The 25,418-nt window shown below is 70.3% G+C and carries 25 protein-coding genes, 1 tRNA gene and 1 pseudogene; 16 read left to right on the top strand and 11 right to left on the bottom strand.

Going from position 1 to position 25,418, the window contains the following annotated elements; all coding sequences use genetic code 11:
• Positions 1-27: 27 nt before the first annotated feature.
• From pth to ACYVAK_RS05530, 7 genes are all read right to left on the bottom strand, one after another.
• Positions 28-615 carry an aminoacyl-tRNA hydrolase gene (pth, locus tag ACYVAK_RS05560; protein WP_461058836.1) on the bottom strand — a complete coding sequence of 196 codons (588 nt, stop codon included), beginning with the start codon at positions 613-615 and terminating at the stop codon, positions 28-30.
• 62 nt (positions 616-677) lie between these two features.
• Complete coding sequence (locus ACYVAK_RS05555) at positions 678-1,370, bottom strand: 50S ribosomal protein L25/general stress protein Ctc (RefSeq protein ID WP_461058834.1); 693 nt, start codon at positions 1,368-1,370, stop codon at positions 678-680.
• A 113-nt stretch (positions 1,371-1,483) separates the two neighbouring features.
• The gene (locus ACYVAK_RS05550) at positions 1,484-2,440 is read right to left on the bottom strand and encodes a ribose-phosphate diphosphokinase (protein WP_461058833.1); all 957 of its coding nucleotides are present in this window, start codon (positions 2,438-2,440) and stop codon (positions 1,484-1,486) included.
• 39 nt (positions 2,441-2,479) lie between these two features.
• Positions 2,480-2,557: transfer RNA gene (locus ACYVAK_RS05545), tRNA-Gln, on the bottom strand.
• 41 nt (positions 2,558-2,598) lie between these two features.
• Positions 2,599-3,492, bottom strand: a complete 894-nt coding sequence (ispE, locus tag ACYVAK_RS05540; protein ID WP_461058831.1) for a 4-(cytidine 5'-diphospho)-2-C-methyl-D-erythritol kinase — start codon at positions 3,490-3,492, stop codon at positions 2,599-2,601.
• Positions 3,489-4,178: a lipoprotein insertase outer membrane protein LolB gene (gene lolB / locus ACYVAK_RS05535; RefSeq protein WP_461058829.1), complete on the bottom strand. Its 690-nt coding sequence runs from the start codon at positions 4,176-4,178 to the stop codon at positions 3,489-3,491. Before lolB ends, ispE begins: the two co-directional genes overlap by 4 nt.
• Positions 4,175-5,749, bottom strand: a complete 1,575-nt coding sequence (locus tag ACYVAK_RS05530) for a tetratricopeptide repeat protein (protein WP_461058827.1) — start codon at positions 5,747-5,749, stop codon at positions 4,175-4,177. The genes lolB and ACYVAK_RS05530 overlap by 4 nt, the downstream gene beginning before the upstream one ends.
• Before the next feature lie 67 nt (positions 5,750-5,816).
• Between ACYVAK_RS05530 and hemA the strand changes: the two genes are divergently transcribed.
• The 3 genes and pseudogenes from hemA to ppk2 all read left to right on the top strand — a co-directional run.
• Complete coding sequence (gene hemA / locus ACYVAK_RS05525) at positions 5,817-7,097, top strand: glutamyl-tRNA reductase (RefSeq protein ID WP_461058825.1); 1,281 nt, start codon at positions 5,817-5,819, stop codon at positions 7,095-7,097.
• Positions 7,094-8,179 (top strand): peptide chain release factor 1, encoded by a 1,086-nt coding sequence (gene prfA / locus ACYVAK_RS05520; RefSeq protein ID WP_461058823.1) that lies wholly within the window; start codon positions 7,094-7,096, stop codon positions 8,177-8,179. Before hemA ends, prfA begins: the two co-directional genes overlap by 4 nt.
• Before the next feature lie 59 nt (positions 8,180-8,238).
• Positions 8,239-9,063: pseudogene (gene ppk2, locus ACYVAK_RS05515) on the top strand (polyphosphate kinase 2); the annotation flags it as partial.
• Between the two features lie 22 nt (positions 9,064-9,085).
• Here ppk2 and ACYVAK_RS05510 read toward each other — a convergent pair.
• A complete protein-coding gene (locus ACYVAK_RS05510; RefSeq protein WP_461058821.1) occupies positions 9,086-9,739 on the bottom strand; it encodes a TlpA family protein disulfide reductase in 654 nt (217 codons plus the stop codon).
• Positions 9,739-11,004, bottom strand: coding sequence for a YihY family inner membrane protein (locus ACYVAK_RS05505; RefSeq protein WP_461058819.1), 1,266 nt, complete (start codon positions 11,002-11,004; stop codon positions 9,739-9,741). Before ACYVAK_RS05505 ends, ACYVAK_RS05510 begins: the two co-directional genes overlap by 1 nt.
• Before the next feature lie 122 nt (positions 11,005-11,126).
• On the opposite strand from ACYVAK_RS05505, the gene wrbA reads away from it, so the two are divergent.
• From wrbA to ACYVAK_RS05490, 3 genes are read left to right on the top strand one after another with little or no spacing between them, the layout of a single operon-like run.
• Positions 11,127-11,717: an NAD(P)H:quinone oxidoreductase gene (gene wrbA, locus ACYVAK_RS05500; protein ID WP_461058817.1), complete on the top strand. Its 591-nt coding sequence runs from the start codon at positions 11,127-11,129 to the stop codon at positions 11,715-11,717.
• Positions 11,717-12,142, top strand: coding sequence for a DUF2069 domain-containing protein (locus tag ACYVAK_RS05495; RefSeq protein WP_461058815.1), 426 nt, complete (start codon positions 11,717-11,719; stop codon positions 12,140-12,142). Before wrbA ends, ACYVAK_RS05495 begins: the two co-directional genes overlap by 1 nt.
• A 33-nt stretch (positions 12,143-12,175) precedes the next feature.
• Positions 12,176-12,661, top strand: a complete 486-nt coding sequence (locus ACYVAK_RS05490; RefSeq protein WP_461058813.1) for an asparaginase domain-containing protein — start codon at positions 12,176-12,178, stop codon at positions 12,659-12,661.
• Positions 12,662-12,777: 116 nt separating this feature from the next.
• Here the strand turns inward: ACYVAK_RS05490 and ACYVAK_RS05485 are convergent, their stop codons facing one another.
• Positions 12,778-14,505, bottom strand: a complete 1,728-nt coding sequence (locus tag ACYVAK_RS05485) for a S8 family serine peptidase (protein WP_461060490.1) — start codon at positions 14,503-14,505, stop codon at positions 12,778-12,780.
• Between the two features lie 531 nt (positions 14,506-15,036).
• Between ACYVAK_RS05485 and ccoN the strand changes: the two genes are divergently transcribed.
• Genes ccoN through ACYVAK_RS05455 form a run of 6 tightly spaced genes read left to right on the top strand, consistent with a single transcriptional unit; the run spans position 15,037 to position 20,105 of the window.
• Complete coding sequence (ccoN, locus tag ACYVAK_RS05480) at positions 15,037-16,491, top strand: cytochrome-c oxidase, cbb3-type subunit I (RefSeq protein WP_461058811.1); 1,455 nt, start codon at positions 15,037-15,039, stop codon at positions 16,489-16,491.
• Between the two features lie 12 nt (positions 16,492-16,503).
• Positions 16,504-17,109 (top strand): cytochrome-c oxidase, cbb3-type subunit II, encoded by a 606-nt coding sequence (gene ccoO, locus ACYVAK_RS05475; RefSeq protein ID WP_461058809.1) that lies wholly within the window; start codon positions 16,504-16,506, stop codon positions 17,107-17,109.
• 1 nt (position 17,110) lies between these two features.
• Entirely contained in the window at positions 17,111-17,254 is a 144-nt protein-coding gene (locus ACYVAK_RS05470) for a cbb3-type cytochrome c oxidase subunit 3 (RefSeq protein WP_297866214.1), read from the top strand.
• Complete coding sequence (gene ccoP, locus ACYVAK_RS05465) at positions 17,251-18,252, top strand: cytochrome-c oxidase, cbb3-type subunit III (RefSeq protein ID WP_461058807.1); 1,002 nt, start codon at positions 17,251-17,253, stop codon at positions 18,250-18,252. The genes ACYVAK_RS05470 and ccoP overlap by 4 nt, the downstream gene beginning before the upstream one ends.
• Before the next feature lie 4 nt (positions 18,253-18,256).
• Positions 18,257-18,550, top strand: coding sequence for a hypothetical protein (locus ACYVAK_RS05460; protein ID WP_461058805.1), 294 nt, complete (start codon positions 18,257-18,259; stop codon positions 18,548-18,550).
• Between the two features lie 4 nt (positions 18,551-18,554).
• The gene (locus ACYVAK_RS05455; RefSeq protein ID WP_461058803.1) at positions 18,555-20,105 is read left to right on the top strand and encodes a 4Fe-4S dicluster domain-containing protein; all 1,551 of its coding nucleotides are present in this window, start codon (positions 18,555-18,557) and stop codon (positions 20,103-20,105) included.
• A gap of 33 nt (positions 20,106-20,138) precedes the next feature.
• Here ACYVAK_RS05455 and ACYVAK_RS05450 read toward each other — a convergent pair whose 3' ends face one another.
• Positions 20,139-21,440 carry an HD-GYP domain-containing protein gene (locus tag ACYVAK_RS05450; RefSeq protein ID WP_461058801.1) on the bottom strand — a complete coding sequence of 434 codons (1,302 nt, stop codon included), beginning with the start codon at positions 21,438-21,440 and terminating at the stop codon, positions 20,139-20,141.
• Between the two features lie 187 nt (positions 21,441-21,627).
• Between ACYVAK_RS05450 and ACYVAK_RS05445 the strand changes: the two genes are divergently transcribed.
• Genes ACYVAK_RS05445 through ACYVAK_RS05430 form a run of 4 tightly spaced genes read left to right on the top strand, consistent with a single transcriptional unit; the run spans position 21,628 to position 25,414 of the window.
• Positions 21,628-22,116: a FixH family protein gene (locus ACYVAK_RS05445; RefSeq protein WP_461058800.1), complete on the top strand. Its 489-nt coding sequence runs from the start codon at positions 21,628-21,630 to the stop codon at positions 22,114-22,116.
• Entirely contained in the window at positions 22,103-24,541 is a 2,439-nt protein-coding gene (locus ACYVAK_RS05440; RefSeq protein ID WP_461058798.1) for a heavy metal translocating P-type ATPase, read from the top strand. Before ACYVAK_RS05445 ends, ACYVAK_RS05440 begins: the two co-directional genes overlap by 14 nt.
• On the top strand, positions 24,538-24,714 hold the full coding sequence (gene ccoS / locus ACYVAK_RS05435; protein ID WP_461058796.1) for a cbb3-type cytochrome oxidase assembly protein CcoS: 177 nt from the start codon (positions 24,538-24,540) through the stop codon (positions 24,712-24,714). The genes ACYVAK_RS05440 and ccoS overlap by 4 nt, the downstream gene beginning before the upstream one ends.
• Positions 24,704-25,414 (top strand): sulfite exporter TauE/SafE family protein, encoded by a 711-nt coding sequence (locus tag ACYVAK_RS05430; protein WP_461058794.1) that lies wholly within the window; start codon positions 24,704-24,706, stop codon positions 25,412-25,414. The genes ccoS and ACYVAK_RS05430 overlap by 11 nt, the downstream gene beginning before the upstream one ends.
• Positions 25,415-25,418: the final 4 nt, after the last annotated feature.

The raw sequence follows: 25,418 nt of genomic DNA, 5'->3' as shown, positions 1-25,418 counted from the left end.
CCGGTTCTGGATGCGCCGACGGAAACGTCAGCGCGAGGATGGCGGGGTGTGGAGGCGCTTCATCGCCTCGGGGAAATCGCCGGCGAGCGCCAGGGGCAGCACGCGCAGCGCGTCGTCGATCGCGGCGCGGATGGCCGCCTCGTCGTCGCGCCCCGGGCGTCCCAACACCCAAGGCGTCACTTTGGTCTTGTCGCCCGGGTGGCCGATGCCGACCCGCAGGCGGTGGTACTTGCCATGCCCGAGCCGACCGTGGATGTCGCGCAAGCCATTCTGCCCACCGTGGCCGCCATCGAACTTGAGGCGCGCCACGCCCGCCGCCAGGTCGAGCTCGTCGTGGGCGACGAGGCACTCCGACGGGTCGATCTTCCAGTAGCGCAGCGCCGCGGCCACCGAGCGGCCCGAGGCGTTCATGAACGTGCCGGGCTTCAACAGCCACAGCGTGTGCCCGGCCAGCTCCGCTTTCGCGATCTCGCCGTGCAGCTTCGAATCGAGGCCCCAGCGGGCGTTCGCCTGCGCCGCGAGGGCGTCAACAAACCAGAACCCGGCGTTGTGCCGGGTCCGGTCGTATTCGGCACCGGGATTCCCCAGTCCGACAATGAGGCGCAAGCCAGCCATGGCTGATTCGGTAATCGCTGACTCCGTCGCGGCGCCCGATCAGGGCGCCGCGGACGACGCGATTACTTCTTCTTCGCAGGCTTGGCCGGGGCGGCGGCGGCCGGGGCGGCAGCGGCCTTGGCCGACTTGGTGCTCGGCACTTCGGCGGCAGCCGGGGCAGCCACTTCTTCCTCGGCGGCACGGGCGTGCTTGGCGATCACGACGGCGAGGTCGTGCTCCTTGCCCAGCTTCAGCTCGGGGATCGACACGCCGGCCGGCAGCTTGAGGGCCGACAGGTGGACGATGTCGCCGACGGCCAGCGCCGACAGGTCGACCTCGATGAACTCCGGCAGGTCCTTCGGCAGGGCCGAGACTTCCACCGCGTTCAGCTCGTGGGTGATGACGACGCCCGCCGACTTGCCGGCCGGCGAACCTTCCTGGTTCACGAAGTGCAGCGGCACCGTGAAGCGGATCGGCGCGTTCTCGTCGATGCGCTGGAAGTCGACATGCATGACGATCTGCTTGTACGGGTGGCGCTGCATGTCACGCAGCAGCACTTTCTGCACCTTGCCGTCGACGTCGAGGTCGAGGATCGAGGCGTAGAACCACTCGTTCTGCTGGATCAGCCAGAGCTTCTCGTGGTTGAGCTGGATCGACTCCGGGTTGGCGTTGGCGCCGTAGACGATCGCCGGGACCTGGCCGCTGCGACGGAGGCGGCGGCTCGCACCCTTACCCTCGTCCTTGCGGCTGGTGGCGTTGATGATGTGGATGGCCATTTCGTTGTTGCCTTGCTTGGTGGTGACCGCCTCGCGGCGGTGGGGACACTGCCCCGCGACCAGGGCAGTGGTGCAGCAGCCGCGCCGGATTCACCCCGGGGCGGCAGGTTCGATCAGTCGACGTAGAGCTCGGAGACCGATTCGCCGAACGCGATGCGGCGGACGGTCTCGGCAAGCAGTTCGGCGACGCTGAGCTGGCGGATCCGCGGGCACAGGCGCGCGGTCTCCGACAGCGGGATGGTGTCGGTGACGACCAGCTCGTCGAGCTGGCTGTTGGTAACGTTGCTGATCGCGGCGCCGGACAGCACCGGGTGGGTGCAGTAGGCGACGACCTTGCGGGCACCTTGGCTCTTGAGTGCGGCAGCCGCGGCGCACAACGTACCGGCGGTATCGACGATGTCGTCCACCAGCACGCAGGTCTTGCCATCGACGTCACCGATGATGTTCATCACGGTCGCCACGTTGGCGCGCGGGCGACGCTTGTCGATGATGGCGAGGTCGGCGTCGTCCAGGCGCTTGGCGATGCTGCGCGCACGCACCACGCCGCCGACGTCCGGCGAGACGACGATCAGGTTCTCGGTGCCGTGCGTGCGCCAGATGTCGGCGAGCAGCAGGGGCGAGGAGTAGACGTTGTCGACCGGGATGTCGAAGAAGCCCTGGATCTGGTCGGCGTGCAGGTCGATGGTGAGCAGGCGGTCGGTGCCGACGGCGCCGAACATCTTGGCCGCGACTTTCGCGGTGATCGGCACGCGTGCCGAACGCGGGCGACGGTCCTGGCGGGCATAGCCGAAATACGGCACGACCGCGGTGACGCTGGCGACCGAGGCGCGCTTCAGCGCGTCGACGAGCACCAGCAGCTCCATCAGGTTCTCGGCCGTCGGCGCGTTCGTCGGCTGCAGGACGAACACATCCTGGCCGCGGACGTTCTCTTCGATCTCGACCTGCACCTCGCCGTCGGAGAAGCGGCCCACGAGGGCCTTGCCCAGCGGCACGCCGAGCTCCCGGCACACCGACAGCGCCAGCGGGCGGTTCGCATTGCCGGTGAACAGCAGCAGGTTTTGCTTGCGCATCGCTAAGGCTCCGGGGAGGTGTGGCCGGGCGGACCGGTGTGGCAGGGGCGGTAGGATTCGAACCTACGAAATGCCGGGATCAAAACCCGGTGCCTTAGGCCTCTTGGCGACGCCCCTACGTGGTGTGTTGCCGCGACTCGCGCCGCGCCTGCCTGCGGTCAGGCGCCGAGCGCCGCCTGGAGGGGCGAGCGGTCGACGCCGACGCAGGCCCGGCAACCCCAGCCCTCGGCCGCCAGCTGGCGCTGCACGGCTTCGGCCTCGGCCTGCGAAGGCAGTTCGACGAAACACCCGCCCCCGGTACCGGTGAGTCGCGCGTCCCCGAACGCCTCCAGACGATCCAGCAGCCTCGACACAAGCGGCGCGCGCTGGCGCAGCACCGGCTCGAAGGCGTTGCCGTGGAGCATCCCGGAAAGGAAGTCGGCGATTGTAGCGGGGGGCGCATCCCGCTTCAAATCAGGGGCTTGGAAGAGTTCAGCTGTCGGGACGGAAACCCCGGAGTCGGCCACGACGTAGTGGCGCCTGCCCAAGGCCATCGGCACCAAGGCCTCGCCGACCCCCTCCGCCCAGCCGCTGTAGCCGCGGACGAAGACCGGCACATCGGCCCCCAGGGCAAGAGCGACGGCCGCGAGACGCTCGACGCCAAGCGCCATCCCCCAGAGCCGATCGAGAGCCACCAGCACGGTGGCCGCGTCGGAGGATCCGCCGCCGAACCCGCCGCCCACTGGAACGCGCTTCTGGACGCTGATGTCTGCGCCTTGGCTGAACTTGCAGGCGCTATTGCTGGAGACCGCCAGGGAGCGCAACCGCTCCGCAGCCCGGACCACCAGATCCCTGGCGGGATCCGGCGCGTAGTCCGGCGCCCCCAGCCGCTCGATGCGACTGTCGTCCCGGAGACGGATCCAGACGGTATCCCCCCAATCGAGCAACTGGAACACGGTCTGAAGGTCGTGGTACCCGTCCGGCCGACGCCCGGTGATGGCCAGGAAAAGGTTCAACTTGGCCGGCGCGGGATAGGCCAGCCATCCTGGCCGATCGTCGGGGGGAACCATCATTCCGGCCGCTCCACCCCATCGGCAGGGACCGCGCCCCACTCGGTGACCACAAGGCGGACCGAAGCCCCATCCGTCTCGGCGAAGACCCGTCTGGGCAACGGCGGATCGCCCGGCCACCAGTCCCGATAGGACAATGCCCACGCGTCCTGGCGAAAACCGACCGGCCGGCCGAAGCCATCGATCGCCAGGTCCGACACCCGCCCCGCCCCCCGCAGACCGCGCACCCAATCGGGCAACTGCCGGATGGGTAGCCGCCAACCGGTGACCTCGAGCAGCAGCGCTTCGGCATCCACCCCTTGGCGCGGCCCGCCCTCGAGACCCTCGAGGGTCGCGCTGCCGGGGCTTCCACGAAGACGCCACTGTTTTCCGGTCACGGGAGCACTCAGGCGGAGATCGAAGACCTCATCGCGCTGCGTCCATGAAAAACCGAGGGTTCCGCCATCATTCCCGCGGGCAACGGCGATCCGCCCGGTGAGCGACCATGCGGACGCGCGGCGCAGCGCCGAATCACGGGCCGCGAGCGCGGCGAAGGCCTCCGGCGAGTCCACGGGGGGCGCAACGCCCTCAGCGCCCGTGTCACCGCGCCCTTTGGCGCCCTCCCCGCCACCAGGCGGCACGCCCCCCGGATACGACGCGCATCCGGCGAGGGCGAGGAGCAACAGCAGGCCGAAGCCGCGCGAGATCATTGGCCGTAGCGCTCCAAGGTATCGGTGAGAACGGGGTCCGAAGGGTCGAGCTGACGCCCGCGCTGCCACGCCTCGCGCGCCTCCGCGGTCCGTCCCAGCAGCCAGAGCGACTCCCCCCAGGCGGCGGCCGTCGGCGCACCGGGCTCGATGCCCCAAGCGCGGGCAAACAGCGGCTCGGCGTCGCCGGGGGCGCCGCGCACAAGCAGAAGTGCTCCCAGGGCGCGCAACGCGGGTGCATACCGCGGATCGCGGGCAAGCACGCCCCGGAGCTCGGCCTCGGCGTCCGCGGATTTGCCGGCGTTGCGCGCGACGCGTGCACGAGCCACGCGCAAGGCCGGGTCGTCTTCGAGCACGGCAAGGCCACGGGTCAGGGCTGATTCGGCGTCTTGGCGGCGGCGGCGGGATTCCCACTGGTCGGCCTCGGCGAGAAACGCGTCGCGGCGGATGCTTCCGTCCGCCTGATCGTCCGACTGGAGCGCCCGCAGCGCGGCCAGGCTGTCATCGAAACGCGACTGCCGCGCCAGGACGACGCCAAGGCGAAGGCGGGCCCGATCACCGGCCTCGCCTTCGTCGAGACGCCGATACCAACGTTCGGCGGCAGGCCAATCCTGCAGGCGCTCGGCGAGCTCACCAAGCAACAGGGGAAGCGCGGGTTCGGGCACCACCTGGCGCGACGCCAATGTCTCCGCTTCGAGGAAGAGGAGGCGCAAACCCTCCAAATCGCCGGCGCGGGCCAACCAGGTCGAACGCAACGTCATCGAGCGGGCGTCCTGCGGACCCGCCGCCATGGCCGCCGCCGCGCCTTCCGGATCACCGAGCACCGCCAGGGCCTCGGCCGCGATCCGGCGTTGCTCGGAAGGCAAGTCGCCGCGCGACAGCACGAGGCGCACTTCCGCACGCGCCGCATCGCGCTCGCCGCGTTGCGTGAGCCGCTCCGCGCGCAGCAGGCCGGCACGCGGGTCGGCTGGGAAGCGCTGCGTCAGGGTGTCGATCCATTGCGCCGACAGCGCCGCGTCCCCGAGCCGCTGTGCGAGGCCGGCCATGGCCAGCCAAGCGTCGAGCCGCTGCGGGAAGCGGCCGTCGACCCGAAGCGCGCGAAGCACGGCGCGTGCAATAACCCCCTGGTCCGGGTAGGGCGCTTCGAGACCCGCCACCAGCACCGGCAGGGTCGACGGGTCGGCGAGCAACCGCACTGCCGTCTCCACGGCGCGGTCGGCATCGCCCTGGACGACATGGAAGCGCAGTGCGAGGGCGTCGCGACGCGCCGACTGCGGCTGCAGTTCGGCCCAGCGCCCGAGAGCCTCGGCAGCTCGCGCCGGGTCGTCGGCGTCCAGTGCGGCCTCGACGGCGCGCTCCGCCAACCCGGCATCGCGGGACATCCTCGCCGCGACCAAGGCATGCGCCGCAGAGGCCTCGACATCGCGACCGGCGCGGGCGAACTCCGCCGCCATCAGCGCTTCGAGGACGTCACGAGGCATCGGCGCTGCGGTCGCCAGCGAGGTCATGGCAGGCCCCAACAGCACCAGCACGGCGGCAACCGTCGCCAACGGACTCCAGGGACAGCGATTCATCGTGACTCCAAGCGGGGCCGCTAGAATAGCGTCCCGCCGTCACCCCGCGCCCATCATCGCGCCCGCCATGCCCCTGATCGCCCTCGGAGTGAACCACCAGACCGCGCCCGTCGAGGTGCGCGAGAAGGTGGCCGTGGGCGAAGCGCAAATGGCTGAGACGCTACGGCAACTCCGGCAGGTCGAGGGCGTCGAGGAAGCGGCGCTGGTCAGCACCTGCAACCGCACCGAGATCTATGCGCGCATCGATGACGGCCGCGTGCCGGCGGTCGTCGACTGGCTGGCGCGACGGAACGGCCTCGCCACCGACGCGCTGGCCACCTACCTGTACACGCATGAAGGCGATGCGGCCGTGCGCCACCTGTTCCGCGTGGCGACGGGGCTCGACTCGCTGGTGCTGGGCGAGCCGCAGATCCTCGGCCAGGTGAAGGACGCCTGGCAGCAGGCGCGCGGCGCCGGCAGTCTGCGCACGCCGCTCGACCGCCTGTTCCAGCAGAGCTTCGCCGTGGCCAAGCGGGTGCGCACCGACACCCGGATCGGCGCGCATCCGGTGTCCGTGGCCTACGCCGGGGTGCGGCTGGTGCGGCAGGTCTTCGCCGAGCTCGACCGCGCCACCGTGCTGCTGGTCGGTGCCGGCGACACGATCGAACTGGCCGCCAAGCACCTCGTCAACGCCGAGGCGAAGCGCCTGCTCATCGCCAACCGCACGCTGGAGCACGCGCAGGCCTTGGCGTCGAGGGTCGGCGGCTATGCCCTGCCCCTCTCCGAACTGGCGCGCCACCTGCCCGAGGCCGATGTGGTGATCTCGGCCACCGCCGCGCGGGAGCCCGTGCTGCGGGCTGCCGACGTGCGCGACGCGCTGAAGGCGCGCCGCCAACGCCCGATGTTCCTGCTCGACCTCGCCGTGCCACGCGACATCGAGGCCAGCGTGTCGGACCTCGCGAACGCCTACCTCTACACCGTCGACGATCTCGAGCAGGTCATCAGCGAAAGCAAGGCCTCGCGCCAGGCCGCCGCCGAACAGGCGGAGGCGATCATCGACCTCTCGGTCGAACACTTCATGGCCTGGTGGCGGGCGCAGGGGCAGCAGGACAGCCTGCGCGCCCTGCGCCGCAGCGCCGAGCTGGCCAAGGCCGAGGCCCTCGCCAAGGCACGCGAACGCTTGGCGGCGGGCGAGCCGGCCGAGGCGGTGATGGAACGCCTTGCGCACCAGCTCACCAACCAGCTGCTGCATGCCCCGTCGACGGCCCTTCGCCAGGCGGCGCTGGACGGCGACGCGGCGACACTGGCCGCCGCCGCCAAGCTCTTCGCTGCCGACGGCTCGCAACCCGGCCCCAGCGACCCCGCATGAGCCCGGGGCTCCGCCGCAAGCTGCTGGCGCTCGCCGAGCGCCACGAGGAAGTCGGGCGCCTGCTCGCGGAGCCGTCGGTGATCGCCGACAACGCGAAGTTCCGCGCGCTCTCCCGCGAGTTCTCGCAACTTCAGCCCGTGGCCGATGCGCTGGCGCGCGAGGCCGCACTGCAGGCCGACCGCCGCGAAGCCGAGGCGATGCTGGCCGACCCCGACCTCCGCGCCATGGCCGAGGACGAGCTGCCCGCCATCCGCGACGCGCTGGCCGCGCTCGACGACGAGCTCACCCTGCTGCTGGTGCCGAAGGACCCGCGTGACGAAGGCAACCTGTTCCTCGAGATCCGCGCCGGTACCGGCGGCGACGAGGCGGCGATCTTCGCCGGCGACCTGTTCCGCATGTACGCCCGCTTTGCCGAGCGGCAGGGCTGGCGCGTCGAGGTGCAGAGCGCCAACCCCGGCGAGCACGGCGGCTTCAAGGAAATCGTCGCGCGCATCGAAGGCCGTGGTGCGTATTCCAAGCTGAAGTACGAATCCGGCACCCACCGCGTGCAGCGCGTGCCGGAGACGGAAGCCCAGGGCCGCATCCACACCTCGGCGGCGACGGTGGCGATCCTGCCGGAGCTGGAGGACGTGGCCGAGGTCGTGATCAACCCGGCCGACCTGAAGGTGGACACGTTCCGCAGCTCGGGCGCCGGCGGGCAGCACGTCAACAAGACCGAATCGGCGATCCGCATCACCCACGTGCCCAGCGGGCTCGTGGTCGAGTGCCAGACGGAGCGCAGCCAGCACGCCAACCGCGACAAGGCCATGCAGCGCCTGAAGTCGGCGCTGTACGAGCAGCAGGTGGCCGCGCAGCAGGCCGCCACCGCGGCCTCGCGCCGCCTGCAGGTGGGCAGCGGCGACCGCAGCGCCCGCATCCGCACCTGGAATTTCCCGCAGGGCCGCGTGACCGACCATCGCGTCGAAGGGCTCACGCTCTACGCCCTGCCGACGATCATCGAAGGCGACCTCGACGAGCTGGTGCAGCGGCTGGCGCAAGAAGCCCAGGCCGACGAGCTGAAGCTGCTCACCGACGCGGCCTGAGTCGGCGCCGGTCGCGGCGGGACCATGCAGCGGGGCTGAGGTCGCGCTAACGTCGGCGCATGGCGAAGAGCAAGGCGGCGGCCCGACGCGACGATACCGATGACGGTGCCGACAACGGCAACGGCAAGTTGAAGAAGAAGGACTACCTCGAGCGTCTCGCGCCTCTGCAGCTGGCGCTATCCGAGGCAGAACGCTGGGTGGCCTCCACGGGCCAGCGCCTGCTGGTGATCGTCGAGGGCCGCGACACCGCCGGGAAGGGCGGCGTGATCCACGCCATCGCCGAGACGCTGAACCCCCGCCACTGCCGCGTCGTCGCGCTCAACAAGCCCAGCGATGTGGAACGCGGCCAGTGGTACTTCCAGCGCTACGTCGCGCACCTGCCCTCGGCGGGCGAGATCGTGCTGATGGACCGCAGCTGGTACAACCGCGCCGGCGTCGAGAAAGTGATGGGTTTCTGCACCGATGCGCAGTACCGGGGGTTCCTCGAACAGGTGCCCGTGTTCGAGAAACTGCTGGTGGACGACGGCATCCGAATCGCCAAGTACTGGCTGGGCGTCGACCAGGCAAGGCAGGAAGAGCGCTTCGCCGAACGCGCCATGGACCCGCTCAAGCGCTACAAACTCTCGCCCATCGACCTCAAGGCCCGGGCGAAGTACGCCGAGTACACCAGGGCCCGCGAGGCCATGCTCGCCGCCACGCATACCGTGCACGCGCCGTGGACACTGGTGGACTTCAATGATCAGCGCCGTGGGCGCCTGACGATGATCCGCCACTGGCTGGCCAGCCTGCCGTGGCAGGCTCCGGAGGATCGCCCGCTGGCGTTGCCGAGGTTGCCCGGGAAGCCCTTGCCAGAACGCTATGCAACGCTGCCACCGATCCCGGACAGCTCGGACTCCAAAGCGCCGGTCAGGCCGGCGACGACCCGGCGTCGTCCGTCGTCGAGGACACCGCGGCGACTTCGCTGATCTTCGCTTCGATCTCGTCACCCGTGACGGGACCGAGGAACTTGTGCACCACCTCGCCGTCCGGCGCCACCAGCACGGTGAAGGGCAGGCCACGCGGGGTGTCGAAATCAGCCGGCGGGTTGTAGACGTCGACGATGGCGACCGGGTACTCCGGCTTCACCTTTTCGGCGTAAAAGGCGCGCATCGCCTCGGGCGTGATCTCCTCGTAGGCCAGGCCGATGACGACGAGGTCATCGCGCTTCGCATCCAGCGCGTTGAGGTCCGGGATCTCCTTGAGGCAGGGCGCGCACCACGTGGCCCAGAAGTTCACCACCACCCACCGGCCGCGGTGCGCGGCGAGGTCGAAACGGCCGTGGTCCACGGTGTCGACCGCCAGCGTGGGATGCGTCGGCTTCGCGGCATCGGCCGGCGGCGGCACGGCGGGCGCAGCCTCCGTGGCTGCCGCCGTCGTCGGCTCGGGGCGTGTGGCGTCGGCGATCGGCGTGGCGGCCTCGACCGGACCGGCGTCCGGCGACGTCGACGGCCCGCAGGCCGCAAGCGTGAGGGCAACGGCCGCGGCAAGCACGGGTCGGGCAACGGCGGAGCGGAAAGGCATCACGGGGCGTCCGGTTCGGGAAGGAGGAAATCGGAGAGAGGATGCCTGAGGGCGGTGTCGAGGGGCTGTCGCAGGTGGCGCAGGGCCGAGAGCGCGGCACGACCGATGGCGTCATCGGCACCGGGCAGCGTGCAATCCGCCGGCGGTAGGCGCAGGCCGAGGCGCTCGTGCAGGTCCTCCAGCGTGACCGTGGCGAGGTCGCGCACCGGCAGCCACGCCCCGCTTTCCCCGCGCTGCACCACCTGCAGTTCCGCGAGGCCGCCCAGCAGGCGCTGGCAAAGGTCGTCGGTGAGCGCCGGCTCCAGGGCGCGCAAGGCTTCGGCATCGAGCCCGCGGCCGTGGCGCCGGCTCTCCTCCAGGCGGGCCAACAGACGCAGGCAGGCGTAGAGCTCGGCGCCGGCCGGCAGCCGCTGGTGCCGAGGCTGGTAGCGGAAAGCGCCCAACGAGGCCGCCAGCGAAGCCCCCAGCAGCACCACGAGCCAGCTCAGCCAGACCCAGACCAGGAAGATCGGGATGACGGCCAAGGCGCCGTAGAGCTGCTCGAAGTTCGTGTTGCGCAGGTACCAGGCGAAGCCGTGCTTGGCGGTCTCGAACAGCACGGCGGCCAGCAGTGCGCCGGCCAGCGCGAAGCGCAGCGGCACGGGCCGGTTCGGGATCAGCCGGTACGCCGTGGTGAACACCACGAAGGCGACGACGAAGGGCATCGCGGCAAGGGCCTGCTGCCCCAGGGTGGCATTGGCCTGGGCGAAGGCCGGCAGTGCGAAGAGCCATGTGCTCGCCGCGAGGCTGGACGCCGCCAGGACGGCACCGAGCGTCAGCAGCGTCCAGTACACGACGAGGCGCCACAGCGTCGGCCGCGGCTGCGGTACGCGCCAGATGCGGTCGAAGGTCTGCTCGATGGCCAGCATCACCAGCAACACCGACACCATCAGGGCGACGAGACCCTTGAGGCTGAGCTGGCGGGCGCTGCCGGCCAGCTGGTGGAGAGTGTCGGCCACCGCCGAAGCGGCGTCCGGAACGAAGTTCTGGAACACGAAGTCGACGAGGGCCTGCGTCCAGGCGTCGAACACCGGGAAGGCCGCGAGGATCGCGAACACCACCGCCGACAGCGGCACCAGCGCAAAGACGGTCGTGTACGACAGCGCGCCCGCCGATTCGAAGCAGCGGTCGTCGACGAAGCGCCGGGCGAGGAAGCGGAAGAACGTCGTGCTGAGGTCGCGATCAAGGCGATCCCACCAACGCTGGAGGACAGCAAGCCGGGTCATGGGTCGAAGCCTAGCGCGGCGGATGCCGCCCGCGCCTGCCGAGCGGACCGATCGGTGGCCTCACGCCGGCCACGCCGTCCGATGCGCTAGCCTTCGAGGCCCTTCTCCCGCCCGGTACCGCGATGTCCGACGTGCTTGTCCTCTACTACAGTCGCGGCGGCTCGGTGGCCGCGCTGGCGCGCCAGATCGCACGCGGCATCGAATCGGTCGACGGCATGACGGCGCGGCTGCGCACCGTCCCGCCGGTGGCGCCAGCCACCACCACGGCCAGCCCACCGGTGCCCGACGACGGCGCGCCCTACGTCACCAAAGCCGACCTGTCCGAATGCGCCGGACTGGTCCTCGGAAGCCCGACCCGCTTCGGCAACATGGCCGCGCCGATGAAGCACTTCCTCGACACCACCGGGGCGGAGTGGGCGTCCGGTGCGCTGGTGGGCAAACCAGCCGCGGTGTTCACCTCGACAGCCTCGATGCACGGGGGGCAGGAATCGACCCTGCTGTCGATGCATCTACCCCTCCTGCATCACGGCTGCCTGATCGTCGGCCTGCCGTTCTCCGAGGCGGCCCTGTCCAGCACGCGGAGCGGCGGCACGCCGTATGGCGCCAGCCACGTGGCTGGCGCGAACGACGATGCGACCTTGAGTGACGACGAGAAGGTGCTCGCTCAGGCCCTTGGCCGACGGCTTGCCGACGTCGCCCGGCGCCTCGCCTGATGTCGCCCCCCACCACGATCGACGACCCTGCGAGATTCGGAACGATGAACGCCCTGCTTCGACCGCTGCCCTGGATCCTCGCGCTGGCCCTGCTGCAGCCCGTCTGGCACCTGTGGCTGGCACCCTCCACGTGGCTGCCGCCGGCGATCGTGCTCGGCTTGATGAGCCTGCCGATCCTGCCCGCGTTGCTGCTGGCGATCTTCCGGCGCCCGAGCGCCGGGTTCTGGGGTGGTGTGGCCGCCCTGCTGTACTTCTCGCATGGCGTGATGGAGCTTTGGAGCAATCCCGAGGTCACGGCGCTGGCCTGGGCCGAAACCCTGCTCTCGGTGGGCCTGGTCGTGGCTGCCAGCTGGCGCGGCCTGCAGGCCCGGGCCACGGCCCGGCGCGGGAAGGCCGCAGACGCCGGGGACGCCGGCGCGCAGTAAACTTCCGCCCCCTCACGCCCACGGAGCACCGCGATGGACGAGCTGCTGATCGTCACCACCGGCGGAACGATCGACAAGGTCTATTTCGACGACAAGTCGGACTACCAGGTCGGCGAGCCGCAGATCGGCAACATCCTGCGCGAGCTCGGCGTCGCCTTCCGGTTCACGGTCATCCCGGCGCTGCGCAAGGACAGCTTGCACATCACCGACGACGATCGGCAGATGGTGCGCACGCTCATCGCCGCTCAGCCGCAAAAGCACGTGCTGATCACCCACGGCACCGACACCATGGTGGAGACGGCGAAGGTGCTGGCCGACCTCGGCAAGACCATCGTACTCACCGGCGCCCTCAGCCCGGCGCGCTTCCGCGGCTCCGACACCGAGTTCAACGTCGGCTGTGCGGTCGGCGCCGTGCAGTCGATGCCGCCCGGCGTCTACATCGCGATGAACGGCCGCGTCTGGGATCCCTTCAGGGTGCGCAAGAACGTCGCCGCCAACCGCTTCGAAGCGATCGACTGAGCCCGGAACGACGAAGCCCGCACCTGCGGCGCGGGCTCCCCCTCCTTGGCCAAAGCGGTCTTGACGCCGCCGGGCCCGGGCCGAAGCCCGGGCCCGCCGTCGTTCCCCTTTTCCAATTAGAACGTGATCGTCCAGCGACGCAGCGTGCCGGTGTCGCCGGCCGCGTTGTCGTTGACGCGCAGGTTCCAGGTGCCGTTGAGCTGCTCCGAGGACAGGTTGATCGTGTAGGTGCCGATCAGGTTGTCCGCGCTGCCGCCGGCACGGTTCGAGATGGTGTACAGCGAGCCATCCGGTGCCACCAGCTGGACGAGCAGGTCGCCGCGGTAGGTGTGGGCGAGGTCCACCGACACGGAGGCATTGGACGGCGCAGCACCGCTGCGGCCCGACACGGTGATCGGTGAATTGATCGTGGTGTTGTCGCGGATCGCGAAGTCGGTCTCGTTGGCGTAGGTCTGCGTCGTGCCACCGCCACCGCCCGCGCCGCCCGCGGCATCGACGGCGCGGCGGGCATCGACGATGCCGGCGCCGCAGCCGCCCGAACAGGCGCCCGAGAGCGGATACGCGGTGCTCTTCAAGGTCGACTCGACCTGGGCGGGGCTCAGCAGCGGCAAGCCGAGCGCAATGCGACGACTCTGCATCAGGGCGACGACGCCAGCCACGTGCGGGGTGGCCATCGAGGTGCCGCTGTAGCTGGCGTAGGTCTCGGCGCCCGGCGTGGTGGTGCCCGAATTCAGCGTTGACAGGATGGCCGAGCCCGGGGCCGACACATCGATCAGCGTGCCGTAGTTCGAGAAGCTCGAACGGGCGGAGCTGCTCGTCACCGAGGCGACCGCGATGACGTTGGCGCAGTTGGCTGGCGTGGCCGTCGAGACGTTGGTGTTGCTGTTGCCCGCCGCGATGACCAGGGTGGAACCACGGCTGACCGCGCCGTTGATGGCGTTCTGCGTCGTGGTGCCGCAGGCGCCGGATCCGCCCAGCGACAAGTTGATGACCTTGGCGGCCTGGGAGGCCGACAGCGTCGGCACGCCCGAGACGGTGCCGCCCGAGGCCCAGGTGATGGCGTCGGCGATGTCGGAGGTCGAGCCGCCGCAAGTGCCCAGCGCGCGGACGTGCATGACCTTCGCGCCGAACGCGGTGCCGGCCACGCCCTTGGCGTTGTTGGTTACGGCGGCGATGGTGCCGGCGACGTGGGTGCCGTGCCAACTCGAATTGCTGGCCGGACCGCACTGGCCCGTGGTCCAGTCGCCCGGATCGAACTCGTTGGCGTCGCGGCCGTTGCCGTCGTTGGCCGTCGTGCTGCTGGAGATGAAGTCGTAGCCCGCCACCGTGTTGGCGTCGAGGTCGCTGTGGGCCGTGCGGCCGGTGTCGATCACCGCGACGATGACGCCCGCGCCCGTGGCGACGTCCCACGCCGTGTTGGCGCGGATACCGGCGTCGGCGTCGAAAAAGCCCCACTGCTCGCCGTAGCGCGTGTCGTTGGGCGTCAGCGCCGGACGCATGATCAGGTCGGGTTCGACGTATTCAACGCCCGGCAGGCTCGCCAACTGCTGCATCACCTGCACGGCCTCGGCGCGACTGAGCGCGCGCTCCGCGCGAACCACGTCGGCGCCGAGCGACATGCGGCGGAAATGGCGCAGGCCCGGGGCGCCGCCGGCGGCGCGGGCCATCATCGAATTCGTCCCCTGAAGCGAATTCGTGACCATGGCCGGGTTGGCGCGCTCGGCGGTGCCGTCGCGGAACTTGACGATGAAGCCCGAGAACTCGGCGCCCGATTCGATGGCCGATGCGTTGAAAACGCGCGGTCCATCGGCGGCGACCGCGGCACCGAGCGGCGCCATGGCCATGAACAGCGCGGCAGCCAGTGCATGGGGCTGGAAGGATTTGCGGATCACGTTGAATTTCCCCTGGTCGATTGGAGCGAAACGGAAGGTCGGGCCGAAGCCCTTGGCATCCCTGCGCCAGCTACCGGCCCCCGGGCGCGCGGGCACGCCTCGGTGATGCCGCCCTCCCCGCCGACCAGACCTTCCCAGGGCGGACCGCCAAGGTCTGCCAGGAAGGGGGTCGCGGGAGGGTCGTGACGGGGGACGTGCGGTGAAGCGAGTCACGTTTTCGTCACCGGACGGAAGAAACGCCGTCACATCGGTTGCTTCAAGCAACGGTTTCACGATGAAACAGTTGAGGCTTGGCACCAAAGGGTCTTGGATTTTCTTGTAAGTCCCGAATTGACGGGAAATCGCCCTCCGGGCGCGACGAATGCGCGACCTTCGCCCGGGCCGGGACGGGCCGCGGGACCCGCAGACGCCGTTTTGACCGGCGTCAATCGGTCGCACCCGACCGACACTCACACTGGCCTCACTTCCCTGACGAGGCCTCCCATGAGCGCGTCCGCGCCCACCCGGCACCCCGAAGCCCCACCCGCGACCTACAACGACCGGGTCGTCCTCCAGTTCTCGCTGGCCACCGTGATCTGGGGCGTGGTCGGCATGGCCGTCGGCGTGCTGCTCGCCGCCCAGCTCTATTGGCCGGCGCTCAACTTCGACATCCCGTGGTTGAGCTTCGGGCGCCTGCGCCCGCTGCACACCAACGCGGTGATCTTCGCCTTCGGCGGCAGCGCGCTGTTCGCCACCTCGCTCTACGTGGTGCAACGCACCTGCCACGTGCGGCTGATCTCCGACAAGCTGGCCAGCTTCGTGTTCTGGGGCTGGCAGGCGATCATCGTCGCGGCCGCCGTCTCGCTGCCGCTGGGCCTGACCCAGGGCAAGGAGTACGCCGAGCTGGTATGGCCGATCGACATCGCCATCGCCGTGGTCTGGGTGGCCTATGCGGTGCTCTTCTTCGGCACGATCGTGAAGCGCCGCGTGAGCCACATCTACGTGGCGAACTGGTTCTACGGCGCCTTCATCATCGCCGTCGCAGTGCTGCACATCACCAACTCGCTGGCGCTGCCGACCTCGGCCCTGCACAGCTACCCGATCTACTCGGGCGCCGTCGATGCGATGGTGCAGTGGTGGTACGGCCACAACGCGGTGGGCTTCTTCCTGACCGCCGGCTTCCTCGGGATCATGTACTACTTCGTGCCGAAGCGCGCCGGCCGGCCGATCTACAGCTACCGCCTCTCGATCGTGCACTTCTGGGCGCTGATCGCCATCTACATGTGGGCGGGCCCGCACCACCTGCAGTACACGGCCATCCCGGACTGGGCGCAGAGCCTCGGCATGGTGTTCTCCCTGGTGCTGCTGGCCCCGAGCTGGGGCGGTGCGATCAACGGCATCATGACCCTCTCGGGCGTGTGGCACCTGCTGCGCACCGACCCGATCCTGAAGTTCCTCATCGTTTCGCTGTCGTTCTACATGATGAGCACCTTCGAGGGCCCGATGATGTCGATCAAGTCGGTCAACGCCCTCTCGCACTACAGCGACTGGACCATCGGCCACGTGCATTCCGGCGCGCTGGGCTGGGTCGCGATGATCTCCATCGGCGCGGTCTACATGCTGATCCCGAAGTGCGTCGGCCTGAAGGAAATGGCCTCGACCAAGCTGATCGACGCGCACTTCTGGACGCACACCATCGGCGTGGTGCTCTATGCCGCCTCGATGTGGGTGTCCGGTATCGGCCAGGGCCTGATGAGCCGCGCGGCGAACGTCGACGGCACGCTGACCTACGCCTGGATCGAGATCGTGAAGTTCACCTACCCGTACTACCTGATCCGCCTGGCGGGTGGCGTGCTGGTGATCGTCGGCATGGTGCTGATGGTCGTGAACGTCTGGAAGACCCTGCAGGCCTCGCGCGGCGCGGTCGAACACCCCGTCCTCGAACCGGCCCACGCCTAAGGAGTCGCCGCGATGAGCCATGACAAGATCGAACGCAACGTGGGCCTGATGGGCGTGCTGATCGCCGTGGCGATCAGCTTCGGCGGCCTCGCCGAGATCGTCCCGCTGATGTACAGCGCCGAGCAGGTGGAACCGCTGCCCGGCATGAAGCCCCGCCCCGCCCTCGAGCAGGCCGGCTTCGACGTCTACGTGCGCGAGGGCTGCTACAACTGCCACTCGCAGATGGTGCGCACCCTGCGCTTCGAGACCGAGCGCTACGGCCACTACTCGCTGGCCGGCGAGTCGGTCTACGACCGTCCCTTCCAGTGGGGCAGCAAGCGCACCGGTCCGGACCTCGCCCGCGTGGGCGGCCGCTACTCCGACGACTGGCACCGCGTGCACCTGATGGACCCGCGCGCTGTGGTGCCGGAGTCGAACATGCCGGCCTACCCATGGCTGGCCGAAACGCCGGTGGACGGCAAGGCGATCACGGCGAACCTCGCCGCGCTGCGCACGCTGGGCCACCCCTACACCGACGAAGACCTGCAGGGCGCCGCGGCGGCCGTCGAAGGCAAGTCGGAACTCGACGCGCTGGTGGCCTATCTGCAGGGCCTCGGCAAACACGCACCGCGAGGTTGACATGATCGCCGGCACCGTCACCGCAATCCTTCTTGCCGCCTTCCTCGGCGGCGCCTACTGGCTGTTCGTGGTCCGCCGAGCCGCGGACTTCGACCGCCTGGCCCGCATGGCCCTTGACGACGAAACGACGGAGGAACGCCCGTGAGCGACTTCTGGTCCTGGTTCCTGATCGCCCTCGTCGTCCTCAACCTCGTCGGTTGCGTATGGCTGCTCTGGTACACCTCGAAGCAGCGCAACAGCAGCCTGCCCACCGGTGAGACGACCGGCCACGTCTGGGACGGCAACATCACCGAGTACAACAAGCCGCTGCCGCGCTGGTGGATCAACCTGTTCTACCTGACCATCGCCTTCACCATCGGTTACTTCGTGGTGTATCCGGGCTTCGGCAAGGCCGAGGGCGCGTTCGGCTGGAGCTCGCAGAAGCAGCACGACGCCGAGAAGGCCAAGGCCGACGCGGCGTTCGCCGAGCGCTACGCCCGGTTCGCCACGATGCCGATCGCCGAGATCGCCCGATCGCCGGAGGCGCTGGCCGTCGGCCGCAACCTGTTCGCCAACAACTGCGCGCAGTGCCACGGCTCGGACGGTCGCGGCGCCCGCGGCTTCCCCAACCTCACCGACACGGTTTGGCAGTGGGGCAAGGACGAGGCCACGATGCTGGCGACGATCAACCACGGCCGGATCGGTGTCATGCCCGCCCTCGGCGCGGCGATCGGCGACGATGCCGCGGTGACGGCGGTCGCCACCTACGTGCAGTCGCTCTCCGGCACGTCGGTAGATCCGGCGCTGGCCTCGGTCGGCAAGGCGAAGTTCGACCTCGTCTGCGCGGCCTGCCATGGCGTCGACGGCAAGGGCAACCCGGCCTTGGGCGCCCCGAACCTCACGGACACCGACTGGCTGTACGCGCCGGACCTCGCCACGATCCGCGAAGGCATCATCAAGGGCCGCAACGGCCAGATGCCGGCCTTCGAGCCGGTGCTGGGCGCGGACCGCGTGCGCCTGGTGGCCGCCTACGTGCATTCGCTGAGCGGTGAGCCGGAACTCGCCTCGACGCCGGCGCAGGCACCGGCACCGGCACCGGCACCGGCGCCCGCCGAGGCGGCCGCGGCGGACGCCGCCGCACCGACCGCCACGAGCGAAGGCTGAGGCCATGGACGACGGCCCGCGCATCGAGCACCCGCCGCGCAGCTGGACCCAGCGGCTCGGCGCGATCCTCTGGCCGTCGTTCTTCGCGGCGGGCGTGATGACGATGGTGTTCTTCGCCTTCGTCGATCCGCTGGACCTCCGCGACATCAGCTTCCCCGATCTCGACCACGAGATCGGGCGCGGCGTGGGCTACACGATCTGCTTCTTCATGTTCTGGGCCGCCACCGCGAGCTCGAGCCTGTTCACCTGGATCCTGCTGCGGCCCGCCAGCCGCTTCAACGGTCCGCTCAAGGACTGAATCGATGGGCAAGCCGCTGCCGCTGAAGGTCGTCGACGACGGCGCCCTGTACGTTTCCGAGGCGAAAGTGTACCCGCGCGAGGTGTCCGGGCTGTTCCAGCGCCTGCGCCACCTCGCCGTCGTCGTCCTGCTGGGCCTCTACTACGGCGTGGCCTGGGTCTCGATCGACGGCCAGCAGCTGGTGCTGTGGGACCTGCCGGCGCGCAAGTTCCACGTGTTCGGCTTGGTGTTCTGGCCGCAGGACTTCATCTTCCTCGCCCTGCTGCTGGTGATGGCGGGCCTCTCGCTGTTCTTCTTCACGGCGATGGCGGGGCGGCTGTGGTGCGGGTATGCCTGCCCGCAAACGGTGTGGACCGAAGTCTTCCTCTGGATGGAGCGCTGGACCGAGGGCGACCGCGCCAAGCGGATGAAGCTCGACGCGGCGCCCTGGTCGCGCGAGAAGCTGCTGCGCAAGGGCTCGAAGCACCTGCTCTGGGCGGTGTTCGCCCTCTGGACGGGCTTCACCTTCGTCGGCTACTTCACGCCCATCCGCGACCTCGGCGCCCGCCTCGTGCCCTTCGAGTGGGGCGGCTACGAGACCTTCTGGACGCTGTTCTACGCGCTCGCCACTTGGGGCAACGCCGGCTTCCTGCGCGAGCAGGTGTGCAAGTACATGTGCCCCTACGCGCGCTTCCAGAGCGCGATGTTCGACCGCAACACCCTGATCATCGCCTACGACGAGCGCCGCGGCGAACCGCGCGGGCCGCGCAAGAAGGGCAGCCTCGCCAGCGTGCTCGAGCGTGCCCGCGGGCTGTTGCCGAAGGCGGACGCCGACGGCTGGGTGGCCTGGTTCGCCCGCCACCAGAGCGCCGCCAGCCTCGCCAGCGGCGCCCGCGGCACCACCTCGATCGTCGATGCGGCCATCCATGTCGAGGAGCGCGAGAAGCCCGTCGGCGAGGCGCTCGGCGACTGCATCGACTGCACGATGTGCGTGCAGGTCTGCCCCACCGGCATCGACATCCGCAACGGCCTGCAGTACGAGTGCATCGCCTGCGGCGCCTGCATCGACGCCTGCGACGAGGTGATGGGGAAGCTGGGCTATCCGAAGGGCCTCGTCCGCTATTCGAGCCAGAACGCCGTCGACGGCAAACCGACGAAAGTGCTGCGCGGCCGCATCTGGGTCTACGGCGGCCTGCTCGCGGCCATCGCCATCGGCATCGCCGTGGGCATCGCGACGCGCAGCCCGCTGATCGTCGACGTGCTGCGCGACCGCAACGCGCTGTACCGGACCAACGTCGATGGCAGCGTCGAGAACGGCTACACGCTGCGCTTGATCAACAAGTCCGAGGCGCCGGCCGCCTACCGCATCCGCGTCGTCGAGGCGCCGCAGGGCGTCACGCTGGCGGCCGATCCGGGAACCGTCGGCGTCGGCCCCGGCGAGGTGCGCAGCGTCGGCATCGCCCTCAAGGCGCCGGCGGGCGCGGTGACCGGCCGCGTCGATGTCACGCTGGAGGTGGCGACCCTGGATGGCACCACGACGGTGGCCGAGGAAACCCGCTTCTTCGGACCGCTCTGACCCATCGCGCGGCGTTGCTGCGCGATGCCTCGCTCACTGCGCGAGCCAGAGCTTTTCCATGTTCGGAAAGTTCCACTTGTCGGCGGATTCGAGGCCGACGATGCGGTCGCCGCAGTCAGGGGCGCCGAGATCGACGTCCTTGATGAAGACCGGCTCGCGCTTGCGTGCGTTGAAGAAGACCCGGACTTTCGGCGCCAGAAGGGAACTCTCGCCCTGTTCGAGTACCACGCCGAGACGGTCCGACTCGAGGCGGACCAATGCGCCGACGGGATAGATGCCGACGCTGCGGATGAAGGCCTTCAGCACCAACTCGTCGAAGTGGCCTTTCCAGCTGACCATGCGCTGCAGGGATTCCGCAGGCCCCCAAGCCTTCTTGTAGGGTCGGTTCGACGTGATCGCGTCGTAGACGTCGCAGACCGCGCCCATTCGGGCCATGAGGCTGATGGCGTCGCCCTTGAGGTTGTGCGGGTAACCCGTGCCGTCGAACTTCTCATGGTGGTGGAGGGCGACATCGAGGACCGATTCGGACGCCGAGCCGGCCATCTTCAGCATTTCGTAGCCGCGTACCGGGTGCGCCTTCATGATCTTGAACTCGTCATCGCTGAGCGCGCCCGGCTTGTTCAACACGTTCAGCGGCATCGCGGCCTTGCCGAGGTCATGGAGCATGCCGGCAGCGCCGGCGTCGCGGACCTGGTCCTCGGGCAGCCCGAGGCGGCGCGAAAGCGCGACCATCAGCGCGCACACGGCCACGGAGTGCATGTAGGTGTACTCGTCGTGGGTCTTCAGACGGGCCACGCTGAGCAAGGCGTCAGGGTGGCGGCTGACCGAGTCGTTGATCTCCTCCACCATCGGCATGACGGCCTCGGGCTGGATCGCCTTGCCCAAGCGCGCGTCGTTGAACAGGGCAACCACCTGTGCCTTGCTGTCCTGGCAGATGCGGCGGGCACGATGCAGTTCCTGGTCCATGCTGTGGCGCGGCGCCAGCGGCGCCGCCGGGGCCACGACCGGATCGGCCGGGAGGGCCTCTGGCGCAACGACAGGAGCGGCCGGGTCGAGGGCGGCGCCCGCGGGGGCCGCCGCGTCCGCGCCGACACCACCCGCGGGCACACCGCCCTCGGTCTCGACCGACGGCGCGGCGGCGTCCACGCCCTCGACGTCCAGGCCTTTGTCGGTATCGATGATCAGCTCTTCGACGCCACCCTCGGCCAACACCTCGATATCGCGGGCTTCGAGGAGGAAACCGTGCTTCACGAAGGCGTGGTGGAAACCCGAACCGCCCAAGCGGTGGAACCACATGCCAGGACGGACGCGGTGGATGGGAACGGGCTTGATCATTCCGGCCAGCTTACGGCCTTGCGGGGACGGCCACAGGGGGGTGGATCAAGGATTTGCCATCGCTGACATCCCCCCCGCTTGATCGAACGCAAACCCCGGCAAGGCCGCCTCGGCCAGACTGTCGCCATCCTGCCCGTGGCCTCGGGCGTCGCCGGCCCGCGAGATGCCCTCGAAAGCAAAGAATCCCGTGCTGCTCCTGCTCATCGGCCTGCCGGTGGCGACGCTCGCGGCCGGGGTCGCCACGCTCGCCCTTATCGGCCGTGGCGGGCTCGACACGGTCAGCGACCCGGTCCGGCGCACCGCACAGGTGCAACAAGTCGATCTGGCGGCGGACGCCGCGGCGCGGCGCATGGGCCTCGCTGGGCGGATCGCAATGGACGGCACCATGACGACGGTGGACATCACGGGACTGGAGACCACGGCGGCGCTGCATCTGCGCCTCGAGCACCCACTCGACGCGACCCAGGACACCCAGATCGCCCTTGTCGCGGGGAGAGGCCGTTGGGAAGCGCCAGCCTTCGACGCCCATGTCGGCTGGCGGGTCTCGCTGGAGCCCTCCGACGGGGCGTGGCGACTCGTCGCGCGCTGGCCAAGGGGGGCGCGGACCATCGATCTCGCGCCCGCGGTGGCCAGCGACAACGTCACGAGCCCCGGCACTGGCGATGGCCCCGGCTGACGGCGCCGCTGCCACGACGCGCCGCGCGGACTTCGCCGCGCCGGCAACCGTCTGCGCCCACTGCGGAGAAACCGCCTCCACGGTGGTCCATGCCGCCGTGGACGGGGTCGAACAACCCTATTGCTGCCACGGGTGCGCCGGCGCCGCGGCATGGATCGCGTCGTCGGGTTTCGGCGACTACTACCGCTGGCGCAGCGCGCCCGGCCCGCGCGTCGAAACCGACGACGACTACCGCGACTGGGATCGCGACGATCTGCTCGCGGCGCACTCGGAAGCGACGGAGGGTGCCCGCGCCATCCGCCTGGCGCTGGGCGGCATGCACTGCGCCGCCTGCGCATGGCTGGTCGACAAGGCCCTGCGCCAAGCGCCCGGTGTGCTCGATGTCCGGGCCAATGCCGTCGATGGCCGCCTGCAGCTGCGCTGGGACCCATCGAGGGCGACCCTCTCGGCCCTGCTGCAGCGGATCGGCCGACTCGGCTACCGCCCGGCGCTGCTGGCCTCACCGGCACGCGAAGCCGAGCAGCGGCGCGAGCGCCGCCGCCAACTCTTCGCGCTGGGCATCGCCGGGCTCGGCACGCTGCAGGCGATGATGTTTTCCGAAGCGCTCTACCTCGACACCGCCGGCCAGATGCCCGAGGCCACCCGCGACGCCTTCCGCTGGGTGACCGCCGCGGTGTCCGCGCCGGTCGTGTTCATCGCTGGCGCCCCCTTCCTCCGCGGCCTCTGGGCTGAATTCCGGATGCGCCTGCCGGGCATGGACACCCTGATCGGCGGCGGCATCCTGCTCGCGTGGGCGGGCTCGCTGGTCGAGACCCTGCGCGGCGGGCCGCAGGTGTGGTTCGACGCGGCGGTCATGTTCGTGCTGTTCCTCCTGGCGGCACGCTTCCTAGAAGCCCGCCTGCGCGACGCCAACACCGCCCGGCTGGACGCCATCGCCGGGGCGCAGCCGGCCATGGCCTGGCGCGTGCGCGGCGAGGCCCTCGAAGCCATTCCGGCCCGCGAGTTGGCGATCGGTGACCTGGTGCAGGTGGGCACCGGGCACGCCCTGCCCTGCGACGGCATCGTGGACGGCGAGGACGCCTGGGTCGACGAAGCGCTGCTCACCGGCGAATCGACGCCGCTGCGCCGCCGCCAGGGCGATCCGGTGCTGGCCGGCAGCCATGTGCACGCCGGCACACTGCGCCTGCGGGCCACCGCCGTCGGGGCGGCGACCGCCATGTCGCAGATCGCCCGGCAGGTGGCCCAGGCGCGCGAACAGCGACCGGCCATGGCCGGCTGGGCCGAAGCCATCGCGCGCCGCGTGGTGGCGGCCACGCTCGTGCTGTCGGCCTTGGTCGCGATCACGTGGTGGTTCATCGAACCCGCGAACGCCTTCCCCGCAACGTTGGCCGTGCTGGTCGCCACCTGCCCCTGCGCGCTGGCCTTGGCCGTGCCCGCGGCGATCGCGCGCGCGCAATCGCGCCTGCTGGCCCGCGGCGTGCTGGCGCTGGGCCCCGATGCCCTGCCCCGGCTGGCGGCCATCGACCTCGTGGCCTTCGACAAGACCGGCACCCTGACCCGCGGTGAGCCGCAGTTGCTGGCGATCGAAACCCTGGGTTCGCGCGATCCCGAGGCTCTCCGGGCCATCGCCGCCCGGCTCGAGCTCGGCGTCGCCCATCCGCTGGCGAAAGCCTTTGGCGCCGCGCCGGAAGGCGGGCACGCCGACGCGGTGGTCCTGCGGCCCGGTGACGGGGTCGAAGGCCGCATCGAGGGCGCCCTCTGGCGCCTCGGACGCCGTCGCTTCGCCGATCCCGCCGCCGACGTGGGCACACCCGACGATGGCGGGATCTGGCTCTCCTGCGATGGCCGCCTCGAAGCGCGTTTCGACGTCGATGACGCCCCCCGCGACGACGCCGCCGCCACCGTCGCCGCCCTGGGGCGCGACGGCCTCGCGCTGCGCATCCTCAGCGGCGATGCGGACGCGCGCGTGGCGGCGCTCGGCGAGCGACTCGGCATCGGCGCGGACCAACGGCTGGCCCGCCTCTCGCCCGAGGGCAAGCTCGCCGCACTCCACCGGCTGCAGGCCGACGGCCATCGCGTGTTGATGGTCGGCGACGGCGTGAACGACGCCGCGGTCCTCGCCGCCGCCGATGTGTCGGCCGCGATGGCCAGCGGAGCCTCGCTGGCACAGCGCCAGGCCGACCTGGTGCTGCTCGGGTCGCGCCTCGCACCGCTGGGCGACGCGCTGCGCCTCGCGCGGCAGACGCAGGCCATCGTCCGCCAGAACATCGTCTGGGCCATCGCCTACAACGCGCTGATGCTGCCGCTCGCGGCCGTCGGCATCGTCGGCCCCGGCCTCGCCGCGCTCGGCATGGCGCTGTCCTCGCTGGGGGTCACCGCCAACGCCTGGCGCATCGGCCGCGGCCTCGAGGGCGATGCACCATGAACGTCCTGCTGTTCCTCGTGCCGATCTCGCTGCTGCTGGTCGGCCTCGCGCTCGTGGTGTTCGCTTGGGCCGTGCGCAGCGGGCAGTTCGAGGACCTCGACACGCCCTCGCTCGACATCCTCGGCGACGAGCGCGCCCCGCCGCCCGGCACCGGTGGCCGCGATGCCGATTGACCTGCTGGTCCTCGGCGCAGCGCTGCTGACCGGCCTGCTCGGCAGCGCCCACTGCGGGGCGATGTGCGGCGGGATCGCCGCCGGCCTTGGAAGCTCGGGCCCCGCGTCGGGGGCTGCCTACCGCGCGTTGGCGACGAACCTCGGGCGCGTCTCCGGCTACGTCGCGGCGGGCGCGCTCGTGGGTGGCCTGGGCGGCGGCCTGCTTGGCGTGCTCGCCATCGAAGGCTTGGGCACGGCCCTCCGCACCGGCGTCGGCCTAGTGCTGCTGATGGCCGCGGTGCGCATCGTCCGCCCGCGTTTCGCCGCCGCCTTGCCCGCACTGCCGATCTGGCGATGGCTGGCCCCGCTTCGCGCCCGCCTGCCTGAAGCCGGTCCGCTGCGACCATGGCTGCTCGGGCTGCTGTGGGGCTGGTTGCCCTGCGGTTTCTCGGCGACCGTGCTCAGCGCCGCATGGCTGGAAGCCGATGCACTGCACGGCGCCCTGCTGATGGGGGCCTTCGGCCTCGGCACGCTGCCGCTGATGACCAGCCTCGGCTGGAGCGGCGCCCGCCTCGGCCTGGACACCCCTCGGTGGCGAACGATCGGCGCCCTCGCCATCGGCGGCAGCGGCATATTGACGCTCGCCGCGCCGTGGCTGGTCTCGCTACCGATGCTGCACTCGGCGCTGGCGGCGCTGGGTTGCCGCAGCCTCGCCGGCTGATCGC

The sequence above is a fragment of the Silanimonas algicola genome, assembly GCF_054777375.1.
This window is presented reverse-complemented; position numbering and strand designations above follow the sequence as displayed.

Bases quoted from the DNA above. Each gene is read 5' to 3' on its own strand.
- pth (WP_461058836.1), bottom strand. From the start codon at position 615: ATGGCTGGCTTGCGCCTCATTGTCGGACTGGGGAATCCCGGTGCCGAA.
- ACYVAK_RS05555 (WP_461058834.1), bottom strand. From the start codon at position 1,370: ATGGCCATCCACATCATCAACGCCACCAGCCGCAAGGACGAGGGTAAG.
- ACYVAK_RS05550 (WP_461058833.1), bottom strand. From the start codon at position 2,440: ATGCGCAAGCAAAACCTGCTGCTGTTCACCGGCAATGCGAACCGCCCG.
- ispE (WP_461058831.1), bottom strand. From the start codon at position 3,492: ATGATGGTTCCCCCCGACGATCGGCCAGGATGGCTGGCCTATCCCGCG.
- lolB (WP_461058829.1), bottom strand. From the start codon at position 4,178: ATGATCTCGCGCGGCTTCGGCCTGCTGTTGCTCCTCGCCCTCGCCGGA.
- ACYVAK_RS05530 (WP_461058827.1), bottom strand. From the start codon at position 5,749: ATGAATCGCTGTCCCTGGAGTCCGTTGGCGACGGTTGCCGCCGTGCTG.
- hemA (WP_461058825.1), top strand. From the start codon at position 5,817: ATGCCCCTGATCGCCCTCGGAGTGAACCACCAGACCGCGCCCGTCGAG.
- prfA (WP_461058823.1), top strand. From the start codon at position 7,094: ATGAGCCCGGGGCTCCGCCGCAAGCTGCTGGCGCTCGCCGAGCGCCAC.
- ACYVAK_RS05510 (WP_461058821.1), bottom strand. From the start codon at position 9,739: ATGCCTTTCCGCTCCGCCGTTGCCCGACCCGTGCTTGCCGCGGCCGTT.
- ACYVAK_RS05505 (WP_461058819.1), bottom strand. From the start codon at position 11,004: ATGACCCGGCTTGCTGTCCTCCAGCGTTGGTGGGATCGCCTTGATCGC.
- wrbA (WP_461058817.1), top strand. From the start codon at position 11,127: ATGTCCGACGTGCTTGTCCTCTACTACAGTCGCGGCGGCTCGGTGGCC.
- ACYVAK_RS05495 (WP_461058815.1), top strand. From the start codon at position 11,717: ATGTCGCCCCCCACCACGATCGACGACCCTGCGAGATTCGGAACGATG.
- ACYVAK_RS05490 (WP_461058813.1), top strand. From the start codon at position 12,176: ATGGACGAGCTGCTGATCGTCACCACCGGCGGAACGATCGACAAGGTC.
- ACYVAK_RS05485 (WP_461060490.1), bottom strand. From the start codon at position 14,505: ATGGCCATGGCGCCGCTCGGTGCCGCGGTCGCCGCCGATGGACCGCGC.
- ccoN (WP_461058811.1), top strand. From the start codon at position 15,037: ATGAGCGCGTCCGCGCCCACCCGGCACCCCGAAGCCCCACCCGCGACC.
- ccoO (WP_461058809.1), top strand. From the start codon at position 16,504: ATGAGCCATGACAAGATCGAACGCAACGTGGGCCTGATGGGCGTGCTG.
- ACYVAK_RS05470 (WP_297866214.1), top strand. From the start codon at position 17,111: ATGATCGCCGGCACCGTCACCGCAATCCTTCTTGCCGCCTTCCTCGGC.
- ACYVAK_RS05460 (WP_461058805.1), top strand. From the start codon at position 18,257: ATGGACGACGGCCCGCGCATCGAGCACCCGCCGCGCAGCTGGACCCAG.
- ACYVAK_RS05455 (WP_461058803.1), top strand. From the start codon at position 18,555: ATGGGCAAGCCGCTGCCGCTGAAGGTCGTCGACGACGGCGCCCTGTAC.
- ACYVAK_RS05450 (WP_461058801.1), bottom strand. From the start codon at position 21,440: ATGATCAAGCCCGTTCCCATCCACCGCGTCCGTCCTGGCATGTGGTTC.
- ACYVAK_RS05440 (WP_461058798.1), top strand. From the start codon at position 22,103: ATGGCCCCGGCTGACGGCGCCGCTGCCACGACGCGCCGCGCGGACTTC.
- ccoS (WP_461058796.1), top strand. From the start codon at position 24,538: ATGAACGTCCTGCTGTTCCTCGTGCCGATCTCGCTGCTGCTGGTCGGC.
- ACYVAK_RS05430 (WP_461058794.1), top strand. From the start codon at position 24,704: ATGCCGATTGACCTGCTGGTCCTCGGCGCAGCGCTGCTGACCGGCCTG.